A 26,884-nucleotide genomic window follows, 5' to 3' on the forward strand; every position below is an offset into this window, starting at 1 on the left:
CTTCCAGCTTTTCACGATTGCGATCCAGAATCGCCTTGCCAATCCCCTTCACTTCGAGCAACTCATCCACCGACGCAAACGGCCCGTTTGTATCCCGATACGCAACAATCGCCTGTGCCTTCGCCTCCCCCACACCCGCCAACTCCTTTTGCAACGTTGCCGCATCCGCGCCGTTGAGATCGACCTTGGCGGTCTGCGATGGCGTCGCTGCATCCATGAGTAAAGGCGTCTTGGTGGCCTCCGACGGCGCTACAGGGGCGGCAATCGCAGCGATCGAGGCGCTGGTGAGGAAGGCAAAGATCAGCGAGTAAAAATAACCGGTACGCATAAGTGACGCTCCTTGAGATAAGTCAGAAAGCAGCTTTCCTGAGCTGCTCCCTCAAACCTAGGCGATCGCTGGAGGTTGTCAAAAATGCAAGCGTTGCAAAACGTGTAACAGGTGAATACCCAGGCAGGCGGCATTGCAATATCGGAGTAATCCTTCAGTGGTCGGAACAGTTTCAGTCGCCAGTATCATGGACAATGTCATTCGCAATGCTCCGAACGCTGGTTAAACACTCGAAGTGTTCCTGATGGCTCATATTCGCAGGCTCAAAAACGTATGGATATAGAGCTTGTTTTCTACGAAACTACGCCATCGAAAAAGCCAACCTGGAATGGAAAAATGAGCGCTTCCAAAGATTACTTCGTGCACTCTCACGCCCTGTGTGAAACCTCTGAAATTGGTAAGGGCACCCGAATCTGGGCATTTTCACACGTATTACCGAAAGCAAAAATCGGCGAAGACTGTAACGTCTGTGACCACGTCTTCATCGAAAACGACGTAGTCATCGGAGATCGGGTAACAATCAAATGCGGCGTTCAGATCTGGGACGGCATTTCCATTGCGGATGACGTGTTTATTGGCCCTAACGCAACATTCACTAACGATCGCTTCCCTCGCAGCAAAGTTTACCCGGAAAGTTTCGACCGTACTGTGATTTGCAAAGGAGCGTCGTTGGGAGCCAATTGCACCATTCTTCCAGGAATTACCATTGGAGAAAATGCAATGATTGGCGCCGGAGCTGTTGTAACCCGCTCCGTGCCTGCAAACGTCACAGTGGTGGGTAATCCTGCAAGAATTCTGCAACCGAAGAAATAACAGTACTTAGGTACTGCGGAGGAAAATCGGCCTTCTTCCCCCCTGGTGGACTCGAGAGGCCGTTTTCCTAGATGTAGTGATTAATCTTGCCCTTCCCGACTTTCAGTTTCCAGAATCTTGTTGAACTGGCAGTTTTTACTGAAGTGCATAAATAGTGAAAAGGCAATGAAGACCGATATAAGAATGACCCCTAATTGATAAGTCGTAAGTGACATCCAAGGCCCCTGCCTGCCGAAATAAAATTGCCATTGATAAGTCTGAAACCCCAATCCCTTGGCAGCAGCGACTGCGAGATTTTGAGTGTCCCTGAAAGGTTTGTTACAGGCAAAAATATCAATGCCGCCAAGAGGTATTTCCGGAACAACATAGGACGATAAAGCCCCCAAAAAATCCTCGAGGCTGTCCGGGACATAAATGGATCATCCCTTCCGTCCCGAACACCGACGACAATGTCAAAATTTTGGGTAATCAATAAGCTGTTCATGCTACTGATCAGTTCTGGTGGTTCCTGGAGATCCGCAGCCATCACGGCAAATCGTTCTCCGCTAGCAAACTGAAAACCTGTGCGGATCGCCATGAAAGAGCCAAAATTCCGCGACAGCAATATCAATTGAGAGCGAAACTTCCTGTTAGGTAGGTCTTGCCTGAGCAGCTCGTAGCAATTATCCGGGCTTCCATCAACCACAAACACCACTTCCAAATCCCCCAGCAATTGATCGTTCATCAAATCAATTGCGCTGAGCAGATCCGGGAGAGAGCCCTAATTACGGTAAACTGGAACGACTAAGGACAGCAAAATGAAGCCCCTTTGAATAATTAAAGCCCTGTAAACAGGACTTAGTCTGGCGGCGAGATCTCAAACCAATGAGAGCTGATGCCAAATATTGGTTGAACGCTACGGACTGAATATCACTCCACAACCCGTTTTTGCGATTCAAGGATCAAGTCGACGTTGCTGGTATATCCAGTCAACGATATCCCCATCCGGTGTATATCCACTGACCGTATCCCGCAACAATTGGCGGACCAGAGCGTAGTCGTCAGCTTCAACGGCAGCTATCAGTTCCGATAATTTTGCTTTGAGTACGTCCCAGGGAATGAAGTCTTCGTTGGCACTCATAATCATGGGATGAGGGGTCTCAACGACGTTATCGCCTATCAGCAACTCCTCGTACAATTTTTCCCCCGGTCGCAGCCCGGTAAACTCGATCGCGATGTCTCCATGGGGATTTTTTTCAGAGCGAACGCTGAAACCCGAAAGATGAATCATCTTTTCGGCCAGCTCTACGATTTTTACTGGTTCCCCCATATCCAGAACAAACACATCCCCCCCCATACCCATGGAGCCTGCCTGAATAACCAGCTGGGCTGCCTCCGGGATGGTCATGAAATAGCGCGTTATCCTGGGATGGGTGACGGTCAACGGACCGCCAGATTTGATCTGTTTATGAAACAGCGGGATAACGGAGCCCGAAGAACCAAGTACATTACCAAACCGTACCATGGTAAAGCGCGTCTTGTTGACGTGAGAGACATTCGCGGCATCACGAAACAATACCGGTGCAAGCTCTCGACTGAGTGCTTGCAAGGTCAGCTCGGCAAGTCGTTTCGTACTGCCCATCACATTAGTTGGACGCACGGCCTTGTCCGTTGATATCAAGACAAAATTCGCTACTCCAGCCTGTAAAGCAGCCTCGGCCGTGTTCAACGTCCCGATAACGTTATTAAGGACGCCTTCTGCAATATTGTGCTCGACTATAGGCACGTGTTTATAGGCCGCGGCGTGATAAACGGTATTCACCTGCCAGGTATTCATGACGTCGAGCAACTTGCTCGGATTACTCACGGAACCGAGGATCGGCAGTAGCCGGACAGACAACGACTTACGCGTGATCTGCTGCTCCAGTTCAGCAAGAATGCTATATAAATTGAATTCGCTGTGTTCAAACAGTATCAATGTCGTTGGGCGCAGCTCGAGTATTTGCCGGCATAATTCCGAACCGATGGAACCACCAGCCCCGGTGACCATTACAGCCTGTTCCTTGATGCAATGTTCGAGAAGATTGTCCTGCGCAGGAACAGCGTCGCGCCCGAGCAAGTCAGCGATATCCACTTCTTGAATATCATCGACTTTCACCCGCCCGCTCGCCAGATCCATAAAGCCTGGGACGCTCCGAACGTGTAGCGGGAAGCCTTCCAGAAATCCGAGGATTTCTCGACGACGCACACGGTTTGCAGATGGTATCGCCAACAGGATTTCCTGCGCCCCGGTTGCATCAATCATGCTCTGAATGTGCTTCGGTTTATAAACCTGCAGGCCGGCGATCACTCGATTCGCGATACTGTTGTCGTCATCGATAAATGCAATCGGGCGCATGACGCGGCCCATCCGCAATGCAGCTACCAACTGATTACCCGCCGCGCCGGCACCGTAAATAGCGACCTTGGGCAGTCCATCATCTCGGTTGGTGAAAGGTACGTGTTGAGCCGCGGTAAACCAGTCGCCGAGAAAATACTGGCGCATGGCAAGTCGCAGTCCGCCGATCATGATCAGGCTCAACCACCAATAATTGAAAATGATCGATCTGGGCACAATGTTCTGATGATTGCTGTACCAGAAAACCACCACGCCGAGTATCAACGAGGAAAGACTGACAGCTTTGACAATGGCGATAAGTGCATCGTTACCGAAATACCGCATGACGGCACGATACATTCCAAAACGGATAAACAAAGGAATGGCGATGGCTGGGGCGGCCAGAAACAGCACCTCGTGCATCTTGAAAGGGTTGATGATCACATCCAGTCCCAATCGGACTACGAAGGACAGCCACAACGCCAGCCAAACCAGGGCTATGTCCGCGGACACCTGTATCAGGCGTTTCTGCCGACGCGGTAGCCCCACCAAAAAACTGCGTAATTTATCCATAAATCCTTTGAGTACCTAACAGAAACAGCTTGTCAGCCAATGTCCTTTTTTCAGGATTCGACGAAGTCTGATGCGCCAAACCGAGATGGAATCAGCGTACTTCCACATCACCGGCACGGAATTTTAGTGCCAGGAGCACCAAAGGTACATACGCCACAAGCAATCCGACCACGCCTTCGAGCTTTCCGTCGACCACAAGAAAGGCGATAGGCAACAACCATGCAATGTTCAGTACACCAGTCGCCAGCGTCACCGGCAAATGCCGTCCGTAATGCCGGGAGGCAAATTGATAGGCATGACTGCGGTGAGCCTCGTATACCTTATCACCGCGAAGCAAGCGACGAATCAGGGTGACGGTCGCATCGACAATGAACACCCCCAACAAAATCAGCCAGGCAAAGAACAGATCAGAGGACGCCCACGCCGCCTGAAGGGCAAAAATCCCCAGAACGATGCCCAGAAAACCGCTACCCGCGTCGCCCATGAAGATTCGTGCCGGAGGAAAATTCCAGCAAAGGAAACCTGCGACCGCACTCGCGAGCAAAAGCGGTGCTGCGATCTCGGCGTTCCCCTGTACCCCGTAGAGAAAAGCCATACCCACACAAACGCTGACAGCCTCGACGCTCGCCAAACCATCGATACCGTCCATGAAGTTATAAAGGTTCAGCATCCACACCAGAAACATTGCTGCAATGAGATAGCCGAACAAGCCAAGTTCGATATTCATTTGCAGAATCGAAAGTGGCGCAAGTCCGCCTATCCAGTACAAGGCCCAAAATGCCGCAAGAAAATGCCCCAGCAAACGCCACCTTGCAGCTATATGTCCGTGGTCATCCAGAAATCCCAGAATTGCCACCAGCGTGCCAGCTCCCAGAAGCGCAACGGTATTGTTCAATGGCATTAGAGCCAGCCAATACATGATCGCAGTGGCCGCAAGGAAACTAAGAACAATGGCAACCCCGCCCCCTCTTGGCGTAGGGACCGTGTGCGAACTACGCGCATTTGGCACGTCGATCAGACTGCGCGCCATCGCGTATTTGCGGAGTATCCACGTCAGCGCGAAGGACGCGATTGCGATAATCGACAAAAACAACCACAACATCAAAAACTCCTTATTGAGCCGTTCCTGGTACGAGCGGCATGCGATATCAAATTATTTGAAATCTCTTGCCGATTTGACGAGCTCATCACGGGGAGAGAAAGGCGGTACCCAGTTCAACACTGTTCGTGCCTTTTCGGAATTGATGATAAAAGAACCGCAAAGCTGGGTCATCAGAGCGCCTTTTCCGAGTAGCCGAGCAGCGGTAGACATGATTGCGACAGGAAAATAGAAAAGTCGGGGTGCCTTGCTCTTGCCTTCGAAAAGCGCCTGAAGAATCTCAGGCAACGAAAAATCCTGACCATCAGACACCACAAACACCTCTCCACCAGCGTCTGGATGTGTTGCGCATACCCTGATGAAATCTGTCAGATTGTTCAGTGAGATCATGCTTCGCTGATTGGAAACGCCTGAAAAAGGCAGCGGTATACCTTTATCGACGAGTTTGAGCAGCTTCCGAAAATTTCCCGGCGCATTGGCAGCGTAAACGAGCGGCGGCCGAACAATGACCAGGTCCATTGGCCCAGATTGATCAATGTATCGAGCCGAAAGCGCAATCTCGGCTTCATATTTGGATAGCGCATAATCCTTGATGGGGTTGGGTGGCGAACTTTCATCGATAGGAACAGCATTGGTTTCCACGCCATTTACGCCGATCGAACTAACGAAAACGAATCGTTTTACCTGGTTTTTCTCAGCTTCCGCAGCCAACCTCAGGGTAAGGTCTCGATTGACCGCCATCATGGCATCCAGATTACTGGCGTCCTTGCCAAACTGATGCGCTCTTCCCGCGAGATGGATGACAACATCAATCCCTGCCAATGCAGTCGAAAGAAACGCCAGATCGTCCAACTCGCCAATCAGACATTCATAATTGGCAGCCGCTGCCGGTTGTCTCCTCATCTGAGCTCGAACAGATAAGCCACTCGATTGAAGATGCTCGCATAAAGCCTGGCCGATAAATCCGCTTGCCCCGGTCACTAGCACTTTCATAATTTGTTCACCGTATTGATGATTTCTTCAAGCCATCCACTCAAACTATAGCGGCGATAGATATGCGCCTCGACAGCTTTATAAGGAGTATTCAGAAACTTTTCTGAAATAACAGGATTATTACGATCAATGATCGAAATATTATCTTCAGAGTAGAAATCGTAAAACTTTACACTGGTGTTGGTGGTCACCAGCTTTTTCCGCGCGCCGAGTGTTTCCAGCGTGCGCATGGTCAACCCTGTTTGTTTAGGATGTTCGATATCGAGTATCGCCCTTGACGCATTGAAGACTCGCTGCACTTCCGCCTTGGATATAGATTCGAATTTGAACTTCTCGATCTTGGCGTTGCTAAAATTCTTATTGGTCAGACGATAAACCCAATAAACCCATTTGGCCTGAAGGAGAAGATACCAATACTTACGAACGGATGAATCGAGTTGCGCATCGACTTTTTCTACAATTGAGAATCTATCTGTGTGAGCCGTACCAATGAAACTGATATCGTAGAGCAGCGGCGTTTCTACTGTAGATTCAAAACCAGCTGAAAAAAACAAAGGGCGAAAATTGACCTGATATTGATCGGCGTCATTTTTGTCAAAGGTGAAGATACTGTCGAAGAACTCAAGATTTTCCAACGTCTGCTTTCTATTGGAAAAAGAATCCCACATATAAAGTATAAATTTTGCCGAAGAGTAACGTTGGCGCCAGGCAGCCAAGGTATCTGTAGAAAGTGTCTGTCCATTTACTACGAACACGTAATCAAAATCGGTATTGTTCGATGCCAGCGCCGATTGATAATAACGGTTCGCGGAACCGATCACCCACTCTCGTCGGACACGGGTGAGCGCTTTCAGAAATGGCGAACTGAAAGGACGGTCCAGCAAAAAAGTTACGCTTGCACCTTGCTTTTCAAGCTCGTTCTTAATATCACTCTCATAACCGAAAAAGGCGGGAGCAACGTATAAGATATTTTTATCTTTAAGCAAATGATTCAAGACTGTATCGCCCGTTGTTTAACAATTTTCGCTGGCATTCCCGCTACAACGACGTCGTCAGGGACATCAATAAGCAATACCGAATTAGCGCCTACAACCACGTTATTACCCACCGCCAATCCCCCCAAAACTTTTGCCCCGGCACCTACTACGACGTTGTTGCCGATCACCGGGCGATGGGCTTCGTCATAGGTGAAATCCAGATCCCTCGCGCCGAGAGTCACTCCTTGATAAATAACTGCGTTTGCACCGATGCTGACAGCGCCAATTACAGTTCCTTGTGTGTGCGGAAAAAACAAACCTGGACCTATCTTGCAAACCACCGCTATTTCTATCCCGAAAAAAGTGTAGTTCAGGAGCGAAAAAAAGCGGGCGAGCACTTTGAGTCCTTTGCGATTCGTCGCATAGGCCAATCTGTAGAGCAGCACAGGAGCAAATCTGGGCGAAAGCATACCAATCATCAGTCTGATTTTGGACTTCCTCGGCGGAGCGTTAAACAGTGCCCGCTGCCGCGCGATATCTGCTTGCAATAAACTGCACAAACTTGCTTCGTACTGCTCCACAGAACTCTCCTTAATTCATCAGCTTGCGAGCACGCAATTCCTGGTTCGCTTTTTCAAGCTGATCCTCAGGCAATGGCTGCTGCAGGACCCACTCGGCGAAGCGCTTCAGGCCTTCCTTCAACGTGACTTTGGGGCGAATGCCCAGTAAGTCATTCAAGCGCTGGACGTCGGCGTAGTTATGCCGGATATCACCGACGCGGAATTGTCCGGTTACTTGCACATTTGGCTCCTTGCCAAATGCACGGGTCAATTCTTCAGCTACTTCCTTGACCGAAGTAGCCACACCACTGCCTACGTTAACGATTGTGTTCGGAGACTTCTCTACCATCAACCCGGCGAGCAGCGCATCCGTAACATCGTCAACGTGTACAAAATCCCTGCTCTCAAGACCGTCTTCAAAAAGAGGGAGAACACTGTCGCGGCGGATTTTCGTTGAAAAAATCGACAGAATACCGGTGTATGGATTATTCAGCGACTGGCGTTCACCGTAGACGTTCTGCAAACGGAAGATAGTGTAATCAATACCCATTGATTGACCACCGATACGAACCAGATCCTCTTGTGCATATTTGGTAGCGGCATAAAAAGAGGAAGGCGCAATGAGATCCGTTTCAGTGGTCGGAACCAGCTTTAGTGCCGTGCCAGTCGAAGGGCAGACCGGCTCCCACATTTGCTTGGCCAGCGCTTCTGCTGAACGCGCAGAAGGACACACGCGTTGATTGGTTTGCGGATTGATGTACGCGCCCTCACCATAAACCGAGCGACTGGAAGACAGTATGATTCGCTTGACGTTATGGGATGGCAGTTTTCCCAAAACATCGAACATCAACGCAGTTCCTTGCGAATTCACCTCATTGTAACGGGCGATCTCGTACATTGATTGGCCTGTGCCGGTTTCGGCAGCCAGATGAACAATACCATCGACACCTTCCAGGGCTTTGACCCAATCTTCACGAGAGGTAACGCTACCACGAATGAACTCAACTCCTTCACCGTTCAACCAGTCCAGATCAACCGGAAGGCTACCATGCACCTGCACAGTCAATGGATCGAGGATCCTGACGGAGTGATTGGTACTCAGCAATTTTGGAACGAGATGCGACCCGATGAATCCCGCGCCGCCGGTGATTAGAATCTTTTTCATGATATCCCTCTGAAAATCGTCAATAAGCAGTGTTGCCAAGCTGGCTCGTCAACTAACTACCAGCTATGTATTTTGTATCGCCGTTTCTTTTCGAGTGCCAAAACGCAAATTGGCAAACACATAAAGCGAATAGCAAATAAAAAATTGAAAGAGTGTTGGCAGCAAGAAGAACATGTCGTAAAAGATAGAAAACACGAGGATCTGAAACGCAACTGAATACGCAAAAATCCCCCATGGCTTGCCCTTCAACGACGCATTGTAAATGCAGCAACAGATGAACTGGATCAGCGCGACGAACAAAAAGCCCCCAAACGCACCGGCATCGGATACAAAACCAGCATAGATTGTAGAGGTGTTCAAATTTCTGTCGACGAAGGTGAACAGATCATTTCTTGCATCCAAGCCGAAGAAACCCTTCACTACGGACGGCAGCATATTGGACATCGAATAAGACACTGACCAGGCTGGGGTTATTGTATCGATGTTATGGAAAAAGTTACTGAGCCCAGCGGTCAGGTACACATAAAACCACAGGAATCCGCTCGGTAGTGCATCGAACACCTCGGCGGATTGACCGGAAATCAAGTAAGCGAATGGATTAGACGTTTGTCGCATATCTCCTAGATAGCCAAAAACGACTACCACGGACAAGGCGAGGAGCATTAACCCGAATATCTTCTTATAGGAAACTCTAGTCAGCAAAAGCGACACACAGACAATCTGTATGAGACCACTCAACAGAATTCCGCGCCCTAACATGAGCACCGGCCATAGCAACAATACTGCGATTACCAAGACAATCTTCTTTGACCTGTTCTTTATAGCCAAATACGTTGCCATCGACAATATTTGCAAATAGCAGGCATTCATCACGCCATGAAGTGAAGGAACGCCAAATTCGGTGTACAGCTTGTCTATTCCAGCCAGACGCCAATATAGAGGAACGCCGGCTGAATAATAGATTTCGAAAACAGTACCCAGTGCCCATATGCACAGAAGCAAACGAAAAAACCTGCCGACATTCAATACATAACCAGCTGCCAGGTCAGGACTGACGAGCTGCGTTGTTTTCCGCCTGCTCACCAGTACATACAAGAGAACAATACTGACCATATTCATCAATATTACCATCAGGCCCACTGTCGTAGGAGAGACTAGATTCGTAGTCAACCCGAATGAATACAACAGAAGAACCAGCGACCACATAGTTATATAAACGAATGCTGGATTTAGCATGACTTATACATTCCGCTTCAAAGCATTTTTCAAGTTCGGCAAAGTTTTGGATACCAAACCAAAAATGAGTGGATTGCGAAGGAGAAAAAAAGCCACCCGGGTGACTGAACGTTTCGTCCCCGAAGAGTATTTCATGAACATTGGGTACAGCGCCTCTACATTGGCGCGATTTTTTTTGACCACTTGCCGAAATAATTCACCCAAGAGATACCGATAGCCGCCTTTCTCGCAGGCGCGTTGAATTGATTCGTTTCCGCTATATCTTTGGGAAATCAGGTCAACAGTCAGCAACGACTCTTCAAGCAACTCAAAAGTTCTATCGCTCGCACCAAGCCCGTGTTTGCGATATTTGCCATAAACGCCTGGCAACTCTTGAATTTCGCCCTGCAACGCCACTTCAATATAGAAAATCCAATCTGAAACGACTGGAAAGAGCGGGTCAAAGCCATGTTGTGGGCAAGCGGAACGCCGAACCATTACGGAAGATGCCCCGGGGATCCCGCCTTTGGCTATCAAGTCCTCTACATTGTTAATTTTTTCTTTCTCGGTCGTATTGGTACGGAACAACACCTTACCGTCAGCGTGATTGAAAATATCCACTGGATGATATGAAAGAACGACTTGTGGATCCTTGAATTGTTCCACCTGTGCCTTGATTTTGCCGGGAAGAAACAAATCGTCTCCCCCTAACACCGCAATCAAATCCCCAGTGCATGCAAAGAATGCAGCATTCGAATTCCCTGTAATACCCAGATTTTTTTCATTCAGAACGGGCACTACCGTATCAGGATACTTCCGTTGAAAATCTAAAATAACCTCTTGCGTTCCATCTGTCGATGCATCATCCGCAACAACAATCTCAAGGTTTTCGTAGTCTTGTGAAAGAACGCTCTCGATCGTTTCCGCAATCAAATGCCTTTGATTATAAGTAATGATCATTACAGAAACTTTCGGATTATAGATATTCAACGTAAGCGCCTCAGCAAAGTAAATCCATTGTCTAACAAGCGTTAGCCAGCCAATATCTCTGGCTGCATCCTTCTCAGCGCTCTATAAACAAACAACGTCATCAACAGCCAATAAATGGCGTAATTTACGGCATGAGCAAGAGAAACACCCTCTAAGCCAATCTGACTCGTAAACACCACCGTAAACATGTAAAAACAAGCAGCCGAAATTATTTCGGAAAGGATGAAAAGCTTAAACATCGCTTTACCAAGCATGACGTACGCCAATATCCAACTACCAATCTTCAATGTATCCCCAACGATTTGCCAAGCAAACAAACTCCGCATCGGCAGAAAATCACTGGTGAACAAGATATGAATAATAAAATCCCGCAACAAATAAATGATCAGCCCGCAGACCGCAGCGCACGGCAAAATAAACCGATATCCTTGCAGTATCTCGGCCTTGATGTCATCGTGATGATTCAATTCTGACAGTCTGGGCAGATAATAGACACTTAGCGTAGTAGTTACCAACATCAGATATGCCGCACTTAAGCGCCACATGGCTTCCCAGTAGCCGGCAGATTCCCATCCGAACGAAGAGCCCAGATAGTTACGGACAAATATATGGCTGACCGGCACGCAAACAGCTGACGTCAGTGCCATCGCAGTATATTTCAGGAAATTCTTAGCGACTAACTTGTCTACCCGTCCAAAAAGATAGCTGAAGCGAAACCAGTCGGCATTTGAGCATATATAAAGGGTGACAAAAAAACTGATGGACTGGTAGATCGCCAAAGCGATCAATGCACCATAAAGCCCGGAAAACATAGCCAGCGCAGTTGTAACCACTAACGCAAAAATACTCCCGGTGATGTTCGCCGCAACATAACGGAGTAACTCTTTTTTGCCATTCAATATGGCTAGCAGCAATGTGTTCAAAGTAAAAAACACAAGCGTGCCGGCAAACCACCTGAAAACGCCGCCGAACTGATCATTATTGAGAATCCAGGCGGCAAGTTCTTTACTGTACAGAAGAATAATGACGCTGCATATCAACGAGCCGCAAATGGCTATTGTGCCAGCACTCCTCCACACCGACTGCTGTTTCTTCTCGTCATAATGATACTCGGCGGTATACTTTGTCACACCCGTATTGATCGCGCCGCTGGCAAATGTTGTTATCATTTGGATGGCGTTCTGGAACTGACCAAGCGCGGCGTAACCTACAGGGCCGACATAAATTGCCAAGACCTTGTTTATACCCAAAAGAGTAAGCATTTTAACGAGAACGGCAATCCCATTGAGCAGGCTTGTTTTTATGAGCGTCATTATTTCAACCAATACCGTTGAAACTGTTACATGCGCTGATGACTGCTTCCGCGTCCGTAATGGACATCGTCGGACCTATAGGCAAGCTCAACACTTGAGAATGGATTTCCTCGGTAACAGGGAAAGACAACTCGTTCCACTCCTTGTACGCCTCTTGTTTATGAGGTGGAATTGGATAGTGAATCAGTGTTTGGATCCCAGCCTGAGCCAAATGCTTCTGAAGTGCATCGCGGTTATCCGAACGCACAACGAAAAGGTGCCAGACGTGGCTTTCAAGGCTAAGCGCAGAAACGTCTTTGTCGAGCGGCAGACGAATGGATTCATTATCAATTCGGCGCATGTATAGCTCTGCGATTTCCCTGCGACGCTGGATATCCTCTTCTAGATATTTCAGTTTGACGCTTAACATTGCAGCCTGGATTTCATCAAGGCGGCTGTTTACGCCCTGATAAATATTCTTGTATTTTTCATGAGAACCGTAGTTTCGCAACGCTTTTACCACGGTTGCCAGTTCTTCATCGTTTGTTGTTATCGCGCCGGCATCTCCTAAAGCGCCAAGATTTTTGCCTGGGTAAAAGCTGAAACCAGACGCATCCCCCCAGCTCCCTGCTTTTTTACCCTGGATACTCGCGCCATGAGCCTGCGCCGAGTCTTCTAATACCAATAAGCCATGATCTTTGGCAATATTCATGATTGCTGGCATATCAGCCAACTGCCCGTACAAGTGGACCGGGAATATCACCTTGGTTCTGACACTGATCGCTGACTTTATTTGTACTGGGGAAATATTCATCGACGCATCAGGCTCGACCAGTACCGGTGTCAGTCCATTTTCAGTGATAGCCAGAACACTTGCTATATAAGTATTGGCCGGGACAATGACTTCATCACCGTCCTTCAGCTTGCCGAGGATTTTCCAAGCTCTCAGGATTAGATTGAGAGCATCCAGTCCATTCGCCACACCAAGACAAAACTTCACATCGCATACGCGAGCGAATTCAGTCTCAAACGCTTCGAGCTCTTTACCTTGAATATACCAACCTGAGTCGATAACCCGGGCGCATGCGGATTTTAGCTCGTCAGCATAGACAGCGTTTACATCCTTCAAACTTAGAAACTCGATCATCAGTACACCTGTTATTCCGTGTTATCCAAACCCTGTTAAATCCGTCGCCCGGCGACAGATCAGCTATCGCTTCAGGATGTAGCGTTGGCAGTCACGACGTTGATGAAATCGTCATAATTGCGAATATAATCAGCCTCATCGTATTCTTGGCTGGCGAACACCACCAATACACAGTCTTCGCTGAAGTCATGCATCTCGCGCCAAATGAGATTATTAATCAGCACGCCTTTATTTGGCGAGTCCAGCCAAACTTCTTTTCTGGACGTCCCGTCATCCATCACCATACGACACTTGCCAGACACGCATACTGCAAGCTGACGCAACTGTTTATGGGCATGAAAACCGCGACTGACTTCGACCTGTGTGCCAAAAATATAATAAACTCGCTTTATCTCGAAAGGCACTTGCGGCCCCTTTTCAACCGAGACCAGGCTGCCGCGAGCGTCACCTATCACTTGCAGTTCGACAGACTCTGTAGTGCCAGGTATGTACAACAAAGGCAGGTCGGCCTCACCGAGCGCTTTGGCCTGCTGGTCTTTTTCACTGATAACCCGCTCGTACCCAAGAGGCCATTCGATACCAATCTCGGGATCATCCCATTTGATGCTGCGCTCGAGTTCCTTGCAATACAGATCAGTTGTCTTATACAAGAAATGGGTATCGTCCTCCAAAGCCATGAAGCCGTGCGCAAAGCCTTCAGGAATCCACAACATCCGATTATTTGCTGCGCTCAGCTCAACGCCCACCCATTTTCCGAATGTTGGTGAGCCTTTTCGTATATCCACGGCAACATCGAAAGCCGAACCGGCGACAACTCTTACCAGCTTCCCCTGGGCGCTCGGCGAGAGCTGATAATGCAAGCCCCTCAAGACGCCTTTTTGAGAGCAGGAGTGATTGTCCTGGACAAAACTACGCGGCTTCGGTAGACCGAGCTCGGCAAGCGCTCCATGAAAACGCGGTTCATTGAAGGTTTCAGCAAACCAGCCGCGATCGTCCCTAAAAACCGTTGGTTCGACGATAACTACTTCCTGTAAATCGGTTTTTAGCAACTTCATTCGGCCATACCTGCAAAACGACGAAGACATTCCGTCGGTGTTGATTTCAAAAAGCAGACAGGAGGCGTCAGAAACTGCCTCCTTTCCTCAATAGACCAATAACAAAATCATCGTAGATTCAGTACAGGCAAAATTCCTATCGCGACTCTTCAAGACGATAAAGCATAAAAGCAGTCAACAGGCCCAGCATGGCACCGAGCACCAGCGCCAGACCGATAACCAGTGAGGCTTTCGGCTTGATTGCATTTTCTGGCGCATCAACCAAACCGTCATAGCGATACATACCAATTTCGCGATCAGCTGTGGCCAGTTTGTCAAAGAAGTTCTTCTTTGCCTGGAGCTCACGCAACTCTTTAATGAACGCGTCATTGGACGATCTGAGTTCCAGGTTCTTTATTTCCGCTTTCAGTGCTTCTGCGCCTCTCAGAAAGCTCATATCGCCTTCCATATTTCCAGCCAGTGCCGAAGATGAATTGCCAAAAACCATCGTAGGTTTCTGGACCCCTGAAGACTCAGCAACACTTAAAGCCGCACGCAGTTTGACCAGTGCATCCTCTCGCTCGGTTTGCCCGGTCTCTCGTTTGGTATCAATTTCTTGCGCAACATTCTTCGCATGCACCCTGGCTTCATACGAAACGTTTTTCATGATTTCTTCAGTTGCGCGTGTTTCGGCGCGTTTCACATATTTCTTGATCCAGTCGACGGCCTTGTCGCCACTATTTGTTTGCACTACGACGGAATAGCGACCCGCTTCATCTGAAGTAGTCGGATTGATTTGCACCCTTCTGACGAACTCGGCATATAACGCATCTCGTGAACGCGCCTGTTGATCCTGGCTCAGCGAAGGCAAGTATTCGTTTGCGAAAAACTCCTGACGCAACGCCTCGGATCGAAGGTTGCGCAAAAAAATACGGTAAACATCATCGATCGAATAAGGGCTGAGCTCGAACTCTTTGGTCCGGCCGGTATTGAGGTCTGCAATGTCACTTTGCGTAGGTGGAACCAGATATCCCCTGGCTTCGTAAACACGTTCACTTAATACCACGTAAAGCAAACCCAAAATCCCGGCGATGGCTGTTATACCTATGATCACCCATGCACGGCGGAGCAAGGCACGTGCAATCAAAATAACATCAAACTCGTCGGAGCTTCGAGGATTCACAGCAGAGTTTTGCATGGTCTTTGAACCTTGTTTTGATCTGAGTCGTTCGATCAATATCGAAGCTTGTGAATATTGGCCGATACGTTAGCGCATCAGCTCCTGGAATTTTCTGAACCGGGGCCCTGTAAATCCTATGAATGACGTGGTTTGGTTCCACGTCAGGAACAGGACTTATCCGTCACCTGAGCAAGTTGGACAGGTACTGGCCATAGCCGGTTTTTTTCAAGCGTTCAGCCTGTTCTGCCAATTGAGCTCGGTCGATCCAGCCATTATTGAATGCGATTTCTTCCAGGCAAGCGACTTTCAGTCCTTGGCGCTGTTCGATGGTATGAACGAAGTGGCTAGCTTCCAAAAGCGAATCATGCGTACCGGTATCGAGCCAAGCGAAACCACGACCCAACATTTCAACATTCAACGATTTTTGTTCCAGATAAGCACGGTTGACATCGGTAATTTCCAATTCCCCACGCTCAGACGGCTTGATGTTTTTCGCAATTTCAACAACGTCGTTGTCGTAGAAATAAAGGCCCGTCACAGCATAATTGGACTTAGGGGCGGTCGGTTTTTCTTCGATGCTCAGTGCGCGACCGGATGCATCAAATTCAACAACTCCGAAACGCTCTGGATCCGATACGTGATAACCAAAAACAGTGGCACCCGTTGCTTGGCTACTGGCAGACCGCAAGTTGTCCGAGAAGTGCTGACCGTAGAAAATATTGTCTCCCAGGATCAGGCAGCACGGATCTTTGCCGATGAACTCTTCACCGATGATAAACGCTTGGGCCAGACCATCAGGGGAAGGTTGCTCGGCGTACGTCAATTCAATACCGTAAACACTACCGTCGCCCAAGAGTTTGCGGAAGCAAGGCAAATCTTCCGGCGTGGAGATAATCAGGATTTCTCGCATCCCCGCCAGCATCAACACTGACAACGGATAGAAAATCATCGGTTTATCGTAAATAGGCAGCATTTGCTTGGACACGCCAAGAGTAAGCGGGTGCAGGCGAGTGCCTGAACCACCTGCGAGGATGATGCCTTTACGATTTATCATGGTCATTTATTCAGAACTTCCCTAAGCATTCGGGTTACACCACTCTGCCAATCCGGCAGGTGTAGAGAAAAATTTTTGCGCAGTTTCTGCGTATCCAACCGCGAATTCAGAGGTCGCCGAGCTGGTGTCGGATAGGCAGTTGTTTCGATTGGGTTGACCATCGTCACCGCCAATTCCTCGCCCTGCGCCTTTGCGAAGTCAAGTACATGACTGGCATATCCATGCCACGACACTTCGCCAGCAGCGGCCAAGTGATAGAGGCCAGCCAATTCCGGACGCTCGAGCACTTGCTGAAGAGCCAGCGCCGTAACGTCGGCGATCAGATCGGCCCCGGTCGGTGCTCCAATCTGATCCGCAATCACGCTCAAGGTTTCGCGTTCTTTGGCCAAGCGCAGCATGGTTTTGGCGAAGTTGTTACCGCGAGCACCATAAACCCAGCTGGTGCGAAAGATCAGATGTTTGCAACCCGCTACGATGATCGCCTGCTCGCCAGCGAGCTTGCTGGCCCCGTAGTGATTCACCGGCGCAACAGCATCCGTCTCCTGCCAGGGCGTTACACCTTGGCCACTGAAGACGTAATCAGTTGAATAGTGAACGAGCCACGCGCCCAACGCTGCGGCCTCTTGGGCCATAACGCCACTCGCGAGTCCGTTGACCAGATCTGCCAACTCGGTTTCCGACTCAGCTTTGTCAACTGCCGTATAGGCGGCGGCATTCACGATAACGTCGGGCTTTACCTGACGAATCGTCGCGCGCAGGGATTCAAGATTCGCCAGATCGCCGCTGAAGCCATCGACGAGGTGACGATCAAGAGCAATCAGCTCGCCAAGCGGCGCCAGTGAGCGCTGCAGCTCCCAACCCACCTGACCGTTCTTGCCCAGCAGAAGAATTCTCATGCTTTGTTCGAACGATCGGCGTAGTTCTGATCAATCCACTGCTGGTAGCTGCCGCTCTTCACGTGCTCTACCCACTCAGTATTATTCAGATACCACTCAACCGTTTTGCGGATACCGGTTTCGAACGTCTCTTCCGGGGTCCAACCCAGCTCACGCTGAATCTTGCTCGCATCGATTGCATAACGCACATCGTGACCTGGACGATCCTGCACATACGTGATCAGGCTAGCGTGTGGGCGGTGAGCGGAATCCGGACGCAGCTCGTCGAGCAGCGCACACAGGGTGTGCACCACTTCAATGTTTTGCTTTTCGTTATGGCCGCCGATGTTGTAGGTCTCACCGATTACGCCCTCGGTGACGACTTTGTACAACGCGCGAGCGTGATCTTCGACGTACAGCCAGTCACGAACCTGGTTGCCTTTGCCGTACACTGGCAGTGGCTTGCCTTCCAGTGCATTGAGAATGATCAGCGGGATCAGCTTCTCAGGGAAGTGGCATGGGCCGTAGTTGTTCGAGCAGTTGGTGACCAGTGTCGGCAGGCCATAAGTGCGCGCCCAAGCCCGGACCAAGTGGTCGGAGCTGGCCTTGCTGGCGGAGTATGGCGAGCTTGGCTGGTAAGGGGTGGTTTCGGTGAAGAGGTCTTCCGGACCTTCGAGGTCTCCGTAAACTTCGTCAGTCGAAATATGGTGGAAGCGGAAGCTGGCTTTGCGGGGGGCGTCCAGAGCAGCCCAGTAGTGGCGCGCCGCTTCGAGCAGCGTGTAGGTGCCAATAATGTTGGTCTGGATGAACTCGGACGGGCCGGAGATCGATCGGTCGACGTGGGATTCTGCGGCCAGGTGCATGATCGCATCAGGTTGGTGTTCACGCAGGACGCGGTCGATCTGGTCACGATCGCAGATATCGACGCGTTCGAAGGCGTAACGCGAATCCTGGCTGACTTCTGCCAGGGACTCCAGGTTACCGGCGTAAGTCAGCTTGTCGACGTTGACCACCGCATCGGAAGTGTTGGAGATGATGTGACGAATAACTGCCGAGCCAATGAAGCCGGCGCCGCCGGTAACTAGAATTTTCACGCGAAACGATACCCTTGAGCTGCGGACAGCGCTGCCAGCGAGCGCGGTCTAATCCATGAATGCAGAAGCCACTATCAGTTGGCATCCGTCAGAGTCAGTCTGAATCGACATGCATTAAGGCACGATCGAACAAGGGACGCATTTTACAGCTTAATGATGCTTTTACTAATGGATAAAGACAGGCTGAGGCGCAATTTCGACAGATGCCGTGCGCCTGCCGCTTTCAGACCAGTCGCTTGCGTGAGACTCTGGACGCACGCCCTAGAAACCAGCCCAATACCGGGCCGATCAGCATACCGACCAGCAAAGCCAAAACTGCAACAACCGACACCGGCAACTGCGGACCGGAGAATCCAAAAAACAAAAGCGATACTGACTGTTGATTTTCGAGCACAAACGCCAGAACAACCAGAACCATCAGCAGAATAAAAACACCTAACAGCATGCGTTTCAAATTACGCATTCACGCGCCCTCGAATTTGAATAGCGAAGATCAAGCGCCCTCCTCCTCTTCCTCATTCACGCGGTCACGCAATTCCTTGCCCGGTTTGAAATGCGGAACGAATTTACCGTCCAGACTTACCGACTGGCCGGTCTTTGGATTGCGGCCGACGCGCGGTGCGCGGTAGTGCAGGGAGAAGCTGCCAAATCCACGGATCTCGATACGATCACCGGTGGCGAGGCACTGAGACATTTGTTCAAGCATGGTCTTGATGGCCAGCTCCACATCCTTGGATGAGAGTAGCCCTTGATGGGTGACAATTCGTTCGATCAACTCCGACTTCGTCATATTTTTCCCTTCTTTTTCAAGCAGCTAGATCAGCGCTTGAAAGGTTTTAGCATGCCCGGAAGATTTTGAACAGCCCAGGGATTGACATATCTTTCCCGGCGTTAAAACGCCCATTTTCAGGGCACTCCAGTGGCGAGTCGGATCGCCGCCGCCCTAACGACACATCACCAGCATGGTCCGGGTTACAAAGCCTGCCGGGTTGAAGCCAAACGGGTATTCGTCTTCATCTTTCGCATCATCAGAGCGGGTGATGACTTTGTAGCCTTTGCCTTTGCATTCCTTGGCCGCACGCTTCTGGCACTTCTCCCAACCGGAACCAAGCCCGGAGCAGTCGACCTCGATACCACTGACGCCGCGCACCGCATGGGTTTTCGCACTGGTGGTGCACCCTGCCAGCGCCAGGACCACTGCAACAACAAGTAACTTGTTCATCCACTTCCTTATGCCAGGCAAGCCTGACGACTAATGCTCAAGACCAAGCTTAGTCGCGAATAGGCGATTGATCCGATTAAAGAAACAGACCCGCAGGCGAAGCCATTGGTTTCATGCACGGACGTACAAGAGCCAAATCGCAGGCACAAAAAAGGGCGACCGAAGTCGCCCTTTTTAATGATCAAGCAGAACTCAGTTCTGTTTGGCCATTGCTTGACGCAGCAGTGCCGCCATAGTGGTGTCGGCTGCTTCGCCTTCCGGAGCTGCTTTCAGGCTCTGGATGGCTTCTTTCTCTTCAGCGTCGTCTTTCGACTTGATCGAGAGCTGGATTACGCGGCTCTTGCGGTCAACGCTGATGATCTTGGCTTCAACTTCCTGGCCTTCTTTCAGAACGTTGCGCGCGTCTTCAACGCGGTCACGGCTGATTTCGGAGGCTTTCAGGGTAGCTTCGATGTCGTCGGCCAGAACGATGATGGCGCCTTTGGCGTCAACTTCTTTCACGGTACCGGTCACGATAGCGCCCTTGTCATTAACCGAGACGTACTCGGAGAACGGATCGCTTTCCAGTTGCTTGATGCCCAGGGAGATGCGCTCGCGCTCTGGGTCAACCGACAGGATGACGGTGTCCAGCTCGTCGCCCTTCTTGAAACGACGTACGGCTTCTTCGCCCACTTCGTTCCAGGAGATGTCGGACAGGTGAACCAGACCGTCGATGCCGCCGTCCAGACCAATGAAGATACCGAAATCGGTGATCGACTTGATGGTGCCGGAGATCTTGTCGCCCTTGTTGAACTGGCCAGAGAAGTCTTCCCATGGGTTCGACTTGCACTGCTTGATGCCCAGGGAGATACGACGACGCTCTTCGTCGATGTCCAGAACCATGACTTCCACTTCGTCGCCGACTTGTACGACTTTCGAAGGGTGGATGTTCTTGTTGGTCCAGTCCATTTCCGAAACGTGTACCAGACCTTCAACGCCTTCTTCCAGCTCAGCGAAGCAGCCGTAGTCGGTCAGGTTGGTTACACGAGCGGTAACGCGAGTGCCTTCTGGGTAACGGGCTTTGATAGCAACCCATGGATCTTCGCCCAGTTGCTTCAGGCCCAGGGAAACACGGTTGCGTTCGCGATCGTATTTCAGAACCTTGACGTCGATTTCGTCACCAACGTTGACGATCTCGGAAGGATGCTTGATGCGCTTCCAGGCCATGTCGGTGATGTGCAGCAGGCCGTCCACGCCACCCAGATCGACGAATGCGCCGTAATCGGTGAGGTTTTTGACGATACCTTTGACCTGCTGGCCTTCCTGCAGGGATTCCAGCAGAGCTTCACGCTCGGCGGAGTTCTCGGCTTCGAGGACGCTGCGACGGGAAACGACAACGTTGTTGCGCTTCTGGTCCAGCTTGATGACCTTGAATTCCAGCTCTTTGCCTTCCAGGTGCGTGGTGTCGCGCACTGGACGGACGTCAACCAGGGAACCTGGCAGGAACGCACGGATGCCGTTAACGTCGACAGTGAAGCCGCCTTTAACCTTACCGTTGATAACGCCCTTGACCACTTCCTCGGCTGCGAAGGCTGCTTCCAGAACGATCCAGCATTCAGCGCGCTTGGCTTTTTCACGGGACAGCTTGGTTTCGCCAAAGCCGTCTTCAACCGAATCCAGAGCAACGTGAACTTCATCACCAACGTTGATGTTCAGTTCGCCAGCATCGTTGTAGAACTGCTCAAGCGGGATGAGTGCTTCAGACTTCAGACCAGCGTGAACGGTTACCCAGCGAGCCTGGTAATCGATATCAACGATAACACCGGTGATGATGGAGCCTGCCTGAAGGTTCAGGGTTTTCAGGCTTTCTTCAAAGAGTTCCGCAAAGCTTTCGCTCATTTTAATTCCTGTAGATGAGGGCGAAGTAAACGCCCATCTCCACACCCCAGACGGTGTGGGTTAGTTTCATTTAAAAGAAGCACCGCAGGACTATGACTGGTCCCCTGCGACCTTCTTGGTCACCCGGCGATATCGCGAATGGCGATCTCGCTCATGATGCGTTCAAGCACCTGATCGATGGAAAGCTCCGTTGAATCCAGCTGAATCGCGTCGGCCGCCGGCTTGAGCGGGGCTACTGCGCGCTGGGTGTCACGCTCATCGCGTGCACGGATCTCATCTAGCAGACTCGACAGACTAACACCCTCGACTTTGCCCTTCAACTGCAAATATCGACGGCGCGCCCGCTCCTCGGCACTGGCGGTGAGGAAAATCTTCAGCGGTGCATCCGGAAATACCACCGTACCCATGTCGCGACCGTCGGCCACCAGGCCCGGCGCTTCCTGGAAAGCACGCTGGCGCTGCAGCAGCGCCTCGCGCACAGCGGGCAGCGCAGCCACTTGCGAGGCGCCGGAACCGACGCTTTCAGTGCGGATGACATCACTGACTTCGTCGCCTTCGAGAATGATCCGCTGCAGCTGACCTTCGGTCGCGGCGATGAATTGCACATCCAGATGAGCGGCCAATGTCTTCAGCAGCTCTTCATTGGTCAGGTCGACGCCGTGGTTATGCGCAGCAAATGCGAGCAAACGATAAAGCGCACCGGAATCCAGCAGGTTCCAGCCCAGACGCTTGGCCAGAATCCCGGCGACCGTGCCTTTGCCGGAGCCGCTTGGCCCATCGATGGTGATGACCGGTGCAATGTTTTTCACGACTGAGCCTCTTGTGCCACACGAATGCCGACTTGCCCGCACAACGCGAGGAAGTTGGGGAACGAGGTCGCGACGTTGGCGCAATCATGGATGCGGATCGGTGCGGTAGCGCGCAACGAGGCAACGCTGAAGGCCATGGCGATACGGTGGTCGCCGTGACCGTGCACTTCACCGCCGCCGATCTGGCCGCCGTCGATAATGATGCCGTCCGGGGTCGGTTCGCATTTGACGCCCAGCGCCAGCAAACCGTCCGCCATGACCTGAATCCGGTCGGACTCCTTGACCCGCAGCTCTTCGGCGCCGGTCAGCACGGTACGCCCTTCGGCGCACGCAGCCGCAACGAACAGGACCGGGAATTCGTCGATCGCCAGCGGCACCAGTTCTTGCGGAATCTCGATACCTTTGAGTTTAGCTGCGCGCACGCGCAAGTCAGCCACTGGCTCGCCGCCGACTTCCCGCTGGTTTTCCAGAGTGATATCGGCGCCCATCAGTCGCAGGATATCGATCACGCCAGTACGGGTCGGGTTGATGCCGACGTGCTCCAGCACCAGCTCCGAACCCTCGGCGATCGAGGCCGCGACGAGGAAGAACGCCGACGACGAGATATCGCCCGGCACTTCGATGTGAGTCGCGGTGAGCTTGCCGCCGGACTCGACCGAAGCCGTGGCGCCGTCGACGCTGACCGGGTAGCCGAAACCACGCAGCATGCGCTCGGTGTGGTCACGGGTTGGCGCAGGCTCGGTGACGGTGGTCTTGCCTTCGGCGTAGAGACCGGCGAGCAGCAGGCAGGATTTCACTTGGGCGCTGGCCATCGGCATGGTGTAGGTCAGACCTTTGAGCTTGTGACCACCGCGAATGGTCATCGGTGGACGACCTTCAGCAGCGGTTTCGATCACGGCGCCCATTTCTCGCAGAGGATTGGCCACGCGATTCATCGGACGCTTCGACAGCGATGCATCGCCGGTCAAGGTGCTGTCGAAGTTCTGCGCCGCCAGCAGGCCGGAGAGGAGACGCATCGACGTGCCGGAGTTGCCCAGATAGATCGGGCCAGGCGCAGGTTTCAGGCCGTGCAGGCCGACACCGTGAATGGTCACGCGGCCGTGGTGCGGGCCTTCGATGACTACGCCCATGTCGCGAAATGCCTGCAAGGTCGCCAGGGCGTCTTCGCCCTCGAGGAAGCCTTCGACTTCGGTGACGCCTTCGGCCAGCGAGCCGAGCATGATCGAACGGTGGGAAATCGATTTGTCGCCCGGTACGCGAATCCGACCGGACAGGCGGCCACCAGGTTGAGCCAGGAAGATCAGATCGTTGGAATTCATAGCGTCCACATAGGCCCTGCGGGCCAGGATTTTACTGAAATGCTCGCGGGCAACCCGGGCGCGCGTGAAAACGCCCAACAATTGGTGCCCATCCCCTGCATCGACCGCGTCGCGCAAGGCGTCGAGGTCGCTGCGAAATGTATCGAGTGTGCGCAGGACAGCCTCGCGGTTGGCGAGGAAGATGTCGTGCCACATCACCGGGTCGCTTCCGGCGATTCTTGTGAAATCGCGAAAACCACCGGCAGCGTAACGGAAGATCTCCAGATTTTCATTGCGCTTGGCCAATGAATCGACCAGACCGAAGGCCAGCAGGTGCGGCAGATGGCTGGTCGCGGCGAGGACTTCGTCGTGACGCTCGACCTGCATGTGCTCGACATCGGCACCCAATTCACGCCACAGGCGATTGACCACCGCGAGCGCCGCAGGATCGGTCTGCTCGAGCGGCGTCAGGATCACCTTGTGCCGGCGGAATAGCTCGGCATTCGAGGCTTCCACCCCACTCTGCTCGGAACCGGCAATCGGGTGCCCGGGGACGAAGCGCGCCGGCATGCCGCCGAACGCTTCAGTCGCGGCGCGCACCACGTTGCCTTTGGCACTACCGACATCCGTGAGAATCGCCTGCCCCAGATCCATGACAGCCAGACGCGCGAGCAGCTTTTCCATGGCCAGAATCGGCACCGCCAGCTGAATCACATCGGCACCGACGCAAGCCGCCGCCAAGTCGTCTTCACAGCGATCGACCACACCCAATTCGACCGCGAGCTTGCGCGATTGCGGATCCAGATCGACGCCGACCACTTCACGGCACAGGCCGCTTTCTCGCAAACCCTTGGCAAACGAACCACCGATCAACCCCAGACCGACCACCACGAGGCGACCGATCATAGGTGCAGCAGGTTGCAGCGCAGTGACATCAACCACGAGCCAGAACCTTGCGCAGCGCCTCGAGGAAACGGCTGTTTTCTGCCGGCAGACCGATGGTCACGCGCAAGTGGTTCGGCATGCCGTAATTGGCCACCGGACGCACGATCACGCCTTCGCGCAGCAAGCCTTGGAAAACCGGCGCCGCATCCTGGCCAAGATCGACGCAGATAAAGTTGCCTTTGGACTCGATCCAGCTCAGCCCCAACTCACGGAAACCAGCCTGCAACTGCTGCATGCCGGATTCGTTGAGCTGACGGCTTTGCGCCAGATATTCCTCGTCCTTCAGCGCCGCACACGCCGCCGCCAGGGCGAGACTGTTGACGTTGAATGGCTGACGAACGCGGTTCAGCACGTCCGCCACCACTGCGGTCGACAAGCCATAACCGACGCGCAGCGCGGCCAGACCATAGGCCTTGGAGAAGGTGCGCGACACCAGCAGGTTCGGGTACGCCGCGAGGAAGTCGAGACCGTCCGGCAAATCACTGCCTTCGGCGTACTCGATGTAAGCCTCGTCGAGGACTACCAGCACATGCTCGGGAACATCTTGCAGGAACTCATCCAGCGCTTCAGCGCCGAACCAGGTGCCGGTCGGGTTGTTCGGGTTGGCGATGAACACCACGCGGGTGTTGGCATCGATGGCCGCAAGCATCGCCGGCAGGTCATGACCCCAGTCTTTGGCTGGAACGACTTTGGCCTGCGCACCGACAGCTTGGGTAGCAATCGGATATACGGCGAAAGCATGCTCGCTGAACACCGCATTCAGGCCCGGCGCCAGATAGGCACGTGCAACCAGTTCAAGAATATCGTTGGAGCCGTTGCCCAGCGTGACCTGATTCAGCTCGACGCGGCACTGCTCGGCCAGCAGCGATTTCAGAGCGAAACCATTGCCGTCCGGGTAACGGGTCAGCTCGGCCAGCTCTAAGCGAATCGCCGCCAGCGCCTTTGGACTGGCGCCCAGCGGGTTTTCGTTGCTCGCCAGTTTGACGATTCTTGCCGGATCCAGATCCAGCTCGCGCGCCAGTTCGTCCACAGGCTTGCCCGGAACGTACGGCGAAAGTTGTTGCACGCCCGGCTGTGCCAGAGCGAGGAAGTTGCCACTCATTTGCTACCGCCCCTTAGAGAACTGCTTTCGGGTAGGAACCCAGCACTTTGAGTGCTACTGCTTCCTGAATGATTTTTTCCAGCACACCTTTGATCAACGGATCGCGGTGGTGGCCGACGAAGTCAATGAAGAACACGTAGGTCCATTTGCCGCTGCGCGACGGTCGGGTTTCGATGCGGGTCAGGTCGATGCCATTGTCGTGGAACGGCACCAGCAGCTCATGAAGTGCGCCGGGCTTGTTGCTCATCGACACGATGATCGAGGTCTTGTCGTCGCCGGTCGGCGGCACTTCCTGGTTACCGATCATCAGGAAGCGCGTCGAGTTGTCCGGACGATCTTCGATCTTCTCGGCCAGGCGCGTCAGGCCGTACAGCCCCGCCGCCATATCTCCAGCGATCGCCGCCGAATTCCACTCACCCTTGACCCGTTTGGCCGCTTCGGCGTTGCTCGACACCGCGACGCGTTCGACATTCGGATAATGCGCGTCCAGCCACTTGCGGCACTGGGCCAGCGACTGCGCGTGGGAATAGATGCGACTGATGCTGTCGGTCTTGGTGTTTTCGCCGACCAGCAGATGATGGTGGATGCGCAGCTCGACTTCGCCACAGATCACCATGTCGTGTTCGAGAAAGCTGTCCAGCGTGTGGTTGACCGCGCCTTCGGTGGAGTTTTCCACCGGCACCACGCCGAAATTCACCGCACCGGCGGCGACTTCACGGAACACTTCGTCGATCGCCGCCATCGGCTTGCTGATCACCGCGTGGCCGAAATGCTTCATCGCCGCCGCTTGGGTGAAGGTGCCTTCAGGGCCGAGGTACGCCACTTTCAGTGGCTGCTCCAGCGCCAGGCACGACGACATGATTTCGCGGAACAGCCGCGCCATTT

25 protein-coding genes and 2 pseudogenes are annotated in these 26,884 nt (G+C 52.3%); 1 reads left to right on the forward strand and 26 read right to left on the reverse strand.

Features of this window, described 5'->3' with window-relative positions; genetic code table 11:
- The coding region (locus tag D6877_RS00005; RefSeq protein ID WP_130909437.1) for a helix-hairpin-helix domain-containing protein at positions 1-328 on the reverse strand (328 nt) is incomplete at its 3' end.
- Positions 329-664: 336 nt separating this feature from the next.
- Here D6877_RS00005 and D6877_RS00010 point away from each other — a divergent pair.
- Entirely contained in the window at positions 665-1,141 is a 477-nt protein-coding gene (locus D6877_RS00010; protein WP_130909438.1) for an acyltransferase, read from the forward strand.
- 299 nt (positions 1,142-1,440) lie between these two features.
- Here the strand turns inward: D6877_RS00010 and D6877_RS29715 are convergent.
- The 25 genes and pseudogenes from D6877_RS29715 to pheA all read right to left on the reverse strand — a co-directional run.
- Positions 1,441-1,886: pseudogene (locus D6877_RS29715) on the reverse strand (glycosyltransferase); the annotation flags it as partial.
- Between the two features lie 189 nt (positions 1,887-2,075).
- The gene (locus D6877_RS00020) at positions 2,076-4,070 is read right to left on the reverse strand and encodes a nucleoside-diphosphate sugar epimerase/dehydratase (RefSeq protein WP_130909439.1); all 1,995 of its coding nucleotides are present in this window, start codon (positions 4,068-4,070) and stop codon (positions 2,076-2,078) included.
- 91 nt (positions 4,071-4,161) lie between these two features.
- Positions 4,162-5,175 (reverse strand): glycosyltransferase family 4 protein, encoded by a 1,014-nt coding sequence (locus tag D6877_RS00025; protein WP_130909440.1) that lies wholly within the window; start codon positions 5,173-5,175, stop codon positions 4,162-4,164.
- 48 nt (positions 5,176-5,223) lie between these two features.
- Positions 5,224-6,162: an NAD-dependent epimerase/dehydratase family protein gene (locus D6877_RS00030; protein WP_130909441.1), complete on the reverse strand. Its 939-nt coding sequence runs from the start codon at positions 6,160-6,162 to the stop codon at positions 5,224-5,226.
- A complete protein-coding gene (locus tag D6877_RS00035; RefSeq protein WP_130909442.1) occupies positions 6,159-7,157 on the reverse strand; it encodes a hypothetical protein in 999 nt (332 codons plus the stop codon). The genes D6877_RS00030 and D6877_RS00035 overlap by 4 nt, the downstream gene beginning before the upstream one ends.
- Positions 7,154-7,720, reverse strand: a complete 567-nt coding sequence (locus tag D6877_RS00040) for a serine O-acetyltransferase (RefSeq protein WP_212616850.1) — start codon at positions 7,718-7,720, stop codon at positions 7,154-7,156. Before D6877_RS00040 ends, D6877_RS00035 begins: the two co-directional genes overlap by 4 nt.
- Before the next feature lie 10 nt (positions 7,721-7,730).
- Complete coding sequence (locus D6877_RS00045) at positions 7,731-8,864, reverse strand: NAD-dependent epimerase/dehydratase family protein (RefSeq protein ID WP_130909444.1); 1,134 nt, start codon at positions 8,862-8,864, stop codon at positions 7,731-7,733.
- A 63-nt stretch (positions 8,865-8,927) separates the two neighbouring features.
- Positions 8,928-10,100, reverse strand: coding sequence for an O-antigen polymerase (locus D6877_RS00050; RefSeq protein WP_130909445.1), 1,173 nt, complete (start codon positions 10,098-10,100; stop codon positions 8,928-8,930).
- Between the two features lie 3 nt (positions 10,101-10,103).
- Positions 10,104-11,069 carry a glycosyltransferase gene (locus D6877_RS00055; RefSeq protein ID WP_130909446.1) on the reverse strand — a complete coding sequence of 322 codons (966 nt, stop codon included), beginning with the start codon at positions 11,067-11,069 and terminating at the stop codon, positions 10,104-10,106.
- Between the two features lie 41 nt (positions 11,070-11,110).
- Positions 11,111-12,382, reverse strand: a complete 1,272-nt coding sequence (locus D6877_RS00060) for an O-antigen translocase (protein WP_130909447.1) — start codon at positions 12,380-12,382, stop codon at positions 11,111-11,113.
- A 4-nt stretch (positions 12,383-12,386) separates the two neighbouring features.
- On the reverse strand, positions 12,387-13,508 hold the full coding sequence (locus D6877_RS00065) for a DegT/DnrJ/EryC1/StrS family aminotransferase (RefSeq protein WP_130909448.1): 1,122 nt from the start codon (positions 13,506-13,508) through the stop codon (positions 12,387-12,389).
- A 71-nt stretch (positions 13,509-13,579) separates the two neighbouring features.
- Positions 13,580-14,005, reverse strand: a complete 426-nt coding sequence (locus D6877_RS29720) for an FdtA/QdtA family cupin domain-containing protein (RefSeq protein ID WP_249121351.1) — start codon at positions 14,003-14,005, stop codon at positions 13,580-13,582.
- Positions 14,006-14,563: pseudogene (rfbC, locus tag D6877_RS29725) on the reverse strand (dTDP-4-dehydrorhamnose 3,5-epimerase); the annotation flags it as partial. It abuts the gene before it with no gap.
- Between the two features lie 136 nt (positions 14,564-14,699).
- Positions 14,700-15,740: a Wzz/FepE/Etk N-terminal domain-containing protein gene (locus D6877_RS00075; RefSeq protein ID WP_130909450.1), complete on the reverse strand. Its 1,041-nt coding sequence runs from the start codon at positions 15,738-15,740 to the stop codon at positions 14,700-14,702.
- 163 nt (positions 15,741-15,903) lie between these two features.
- Positions 15,904-16,782, reverse strand: a complete 879-nt coding sequence (rfbA, locus tag D6877_RS00080) for a glucose-1-phosphate thymidylyltransferase RfbA (RefSeq protein WP_130909451.1) — start codon at positions 16,780-16,782, stop codon at positions 15,904-15,906.
- Entirely contained in the window at positions 16,779-17,672 is an 894-nt protein-coding gene (gene rfbD, locus D6877_RS00085; RefSeq protein WP_130909452.1) for a dTDP-4-dehydrorhamnose reductase, read from the reverse strand. The genes rfbA and rfbD overlap by 4 nt, the downstream gene beginning before the upstream one ends.
- The gene (rfbB, locus tag D6877_RS00090; protein WP_130909453.1) at positions 17,669-18,745 is read right to left on the reverse strand and encodes a dTDP-glucose 4,6-dehydratase; all 1,077 of its coding nucleotides are present in this window, start codon (positions 18,743-18,745) and stop codon (positions 17,669-17,671) included. Before rfbB ends, rfbD begins: the two co-directional genes overlap by 4 nt.
- Before the next feature lie 223 nt (positions 18,746-18,968).
- Positions 18,969-19,208 carry a lipopolysaccharide assembly protein LapA domain-containing protein gene (locus D6877_RS00095; protein WP_130909454.1) on the reverse strand — a complete coding sequence of 80 codons (240 nt, stop codon included), beginning with the start codon at positions 19,206-19,208 and terminating at the stop codon, positions 18,969-18,971.
- A gap of 30 nt (positions 19,209-19,238) precedes the next feature.
- Positions 19,239-19,535 carry an integration host factor subunit beta gene (gene ihfB, locus D6877_RS00100; RefSeq protein ID WP_007950920.1) on the reverse strand — a complete coding sequence of 99 codons (297 nt, stop codon included), beginning with the start codon at positions 19,533-19,535 and terminating at the stop codon, positions 19,239-19,241.
- Between the two features lie 153 nt (positions 19,536-19,688).
- Positions 19,689-19,967: a hypothetical protein gene (locus tag D6877_RS00105; RefSeq protein ID WP_110646032.1), complete on the reverse strand. Its 279-nt coding sequence runs from the start codon at positions 19,965-19,967 to the stop codon at positions 19,689-19,691.
- A gap of 192 nt (positions 19,968-20,159) precedes the next feature.
- Positions 20,160-21,845: a 30S ribosomal protein S1 gene (gene rpsA, locus D6877_RS00110; protein ID WP_016770920.1), complete on the reverse strand. Its 1,686-nt coding sequence runs from the start codon at positions 21,843-21,845 to the stop codon at positions 20,160-20,162.
- A 119-nt stretch (positions 21,846-21,964) separates the two neighbouring features.
- Complete coding sequence (gene cmk / locus D6877_RS00115) at positions 21,965-22,654, reverse strand: (d)CMP kinase (protein WP_024013869.1); 690 nt, start codon at positions 22,652-22,654, stop codon at positions 21,965-21,967.
- Positions 22,651-24,858: a bifunctional prephenate dehydrogenase/3-phosphoshikimate 1-carboxyvinyltransferase gene (locus tag D6877_RS00120; protein WP_241662822.1), complete on the reverse strand. Its 2,208-nt coding sequence runs from the start codon at positions 24,856-24,858 to the stop codon at positions 22,651-22,653. Before D6877_RS00120 ends, cmk begins: the two co-directional genes overlap by 4 nt.
- Before the next feature lie 28 nt (positions 24,859-24,886).
- Positions 24,887-25,999, reverse strand: coding sequence for a histidinol-phosphate transaminase (gene hisC / locus D6877_RS00125; RefSeq protein WP_130909456.1), 1,113 nt, complete (start codon positions 25,997-25,999; stop codon positions 24,887-24,889).
- Between the two features lie 13 nt (positions 26,000-26,012).
- Positions 26,013-26,884: prephenate dehydratase (gene pheA, locus D6877_RS00130; RefSeq protein ID WP_130909457.1), on the reverse strand; the 872-nt coding region annotated here is incomplete at its 5' end.

This window comes from Pseudomonas sp. Sample_9 (genome assembly GCF_004307535.1).
GTDB lineage: Bacteria > Pseudomonadota > Gammaproteobacteria > Pseudomonadales > Pseudomonadaceae > Aquipseudomonas > Aquipseudomonas mercuritolerans.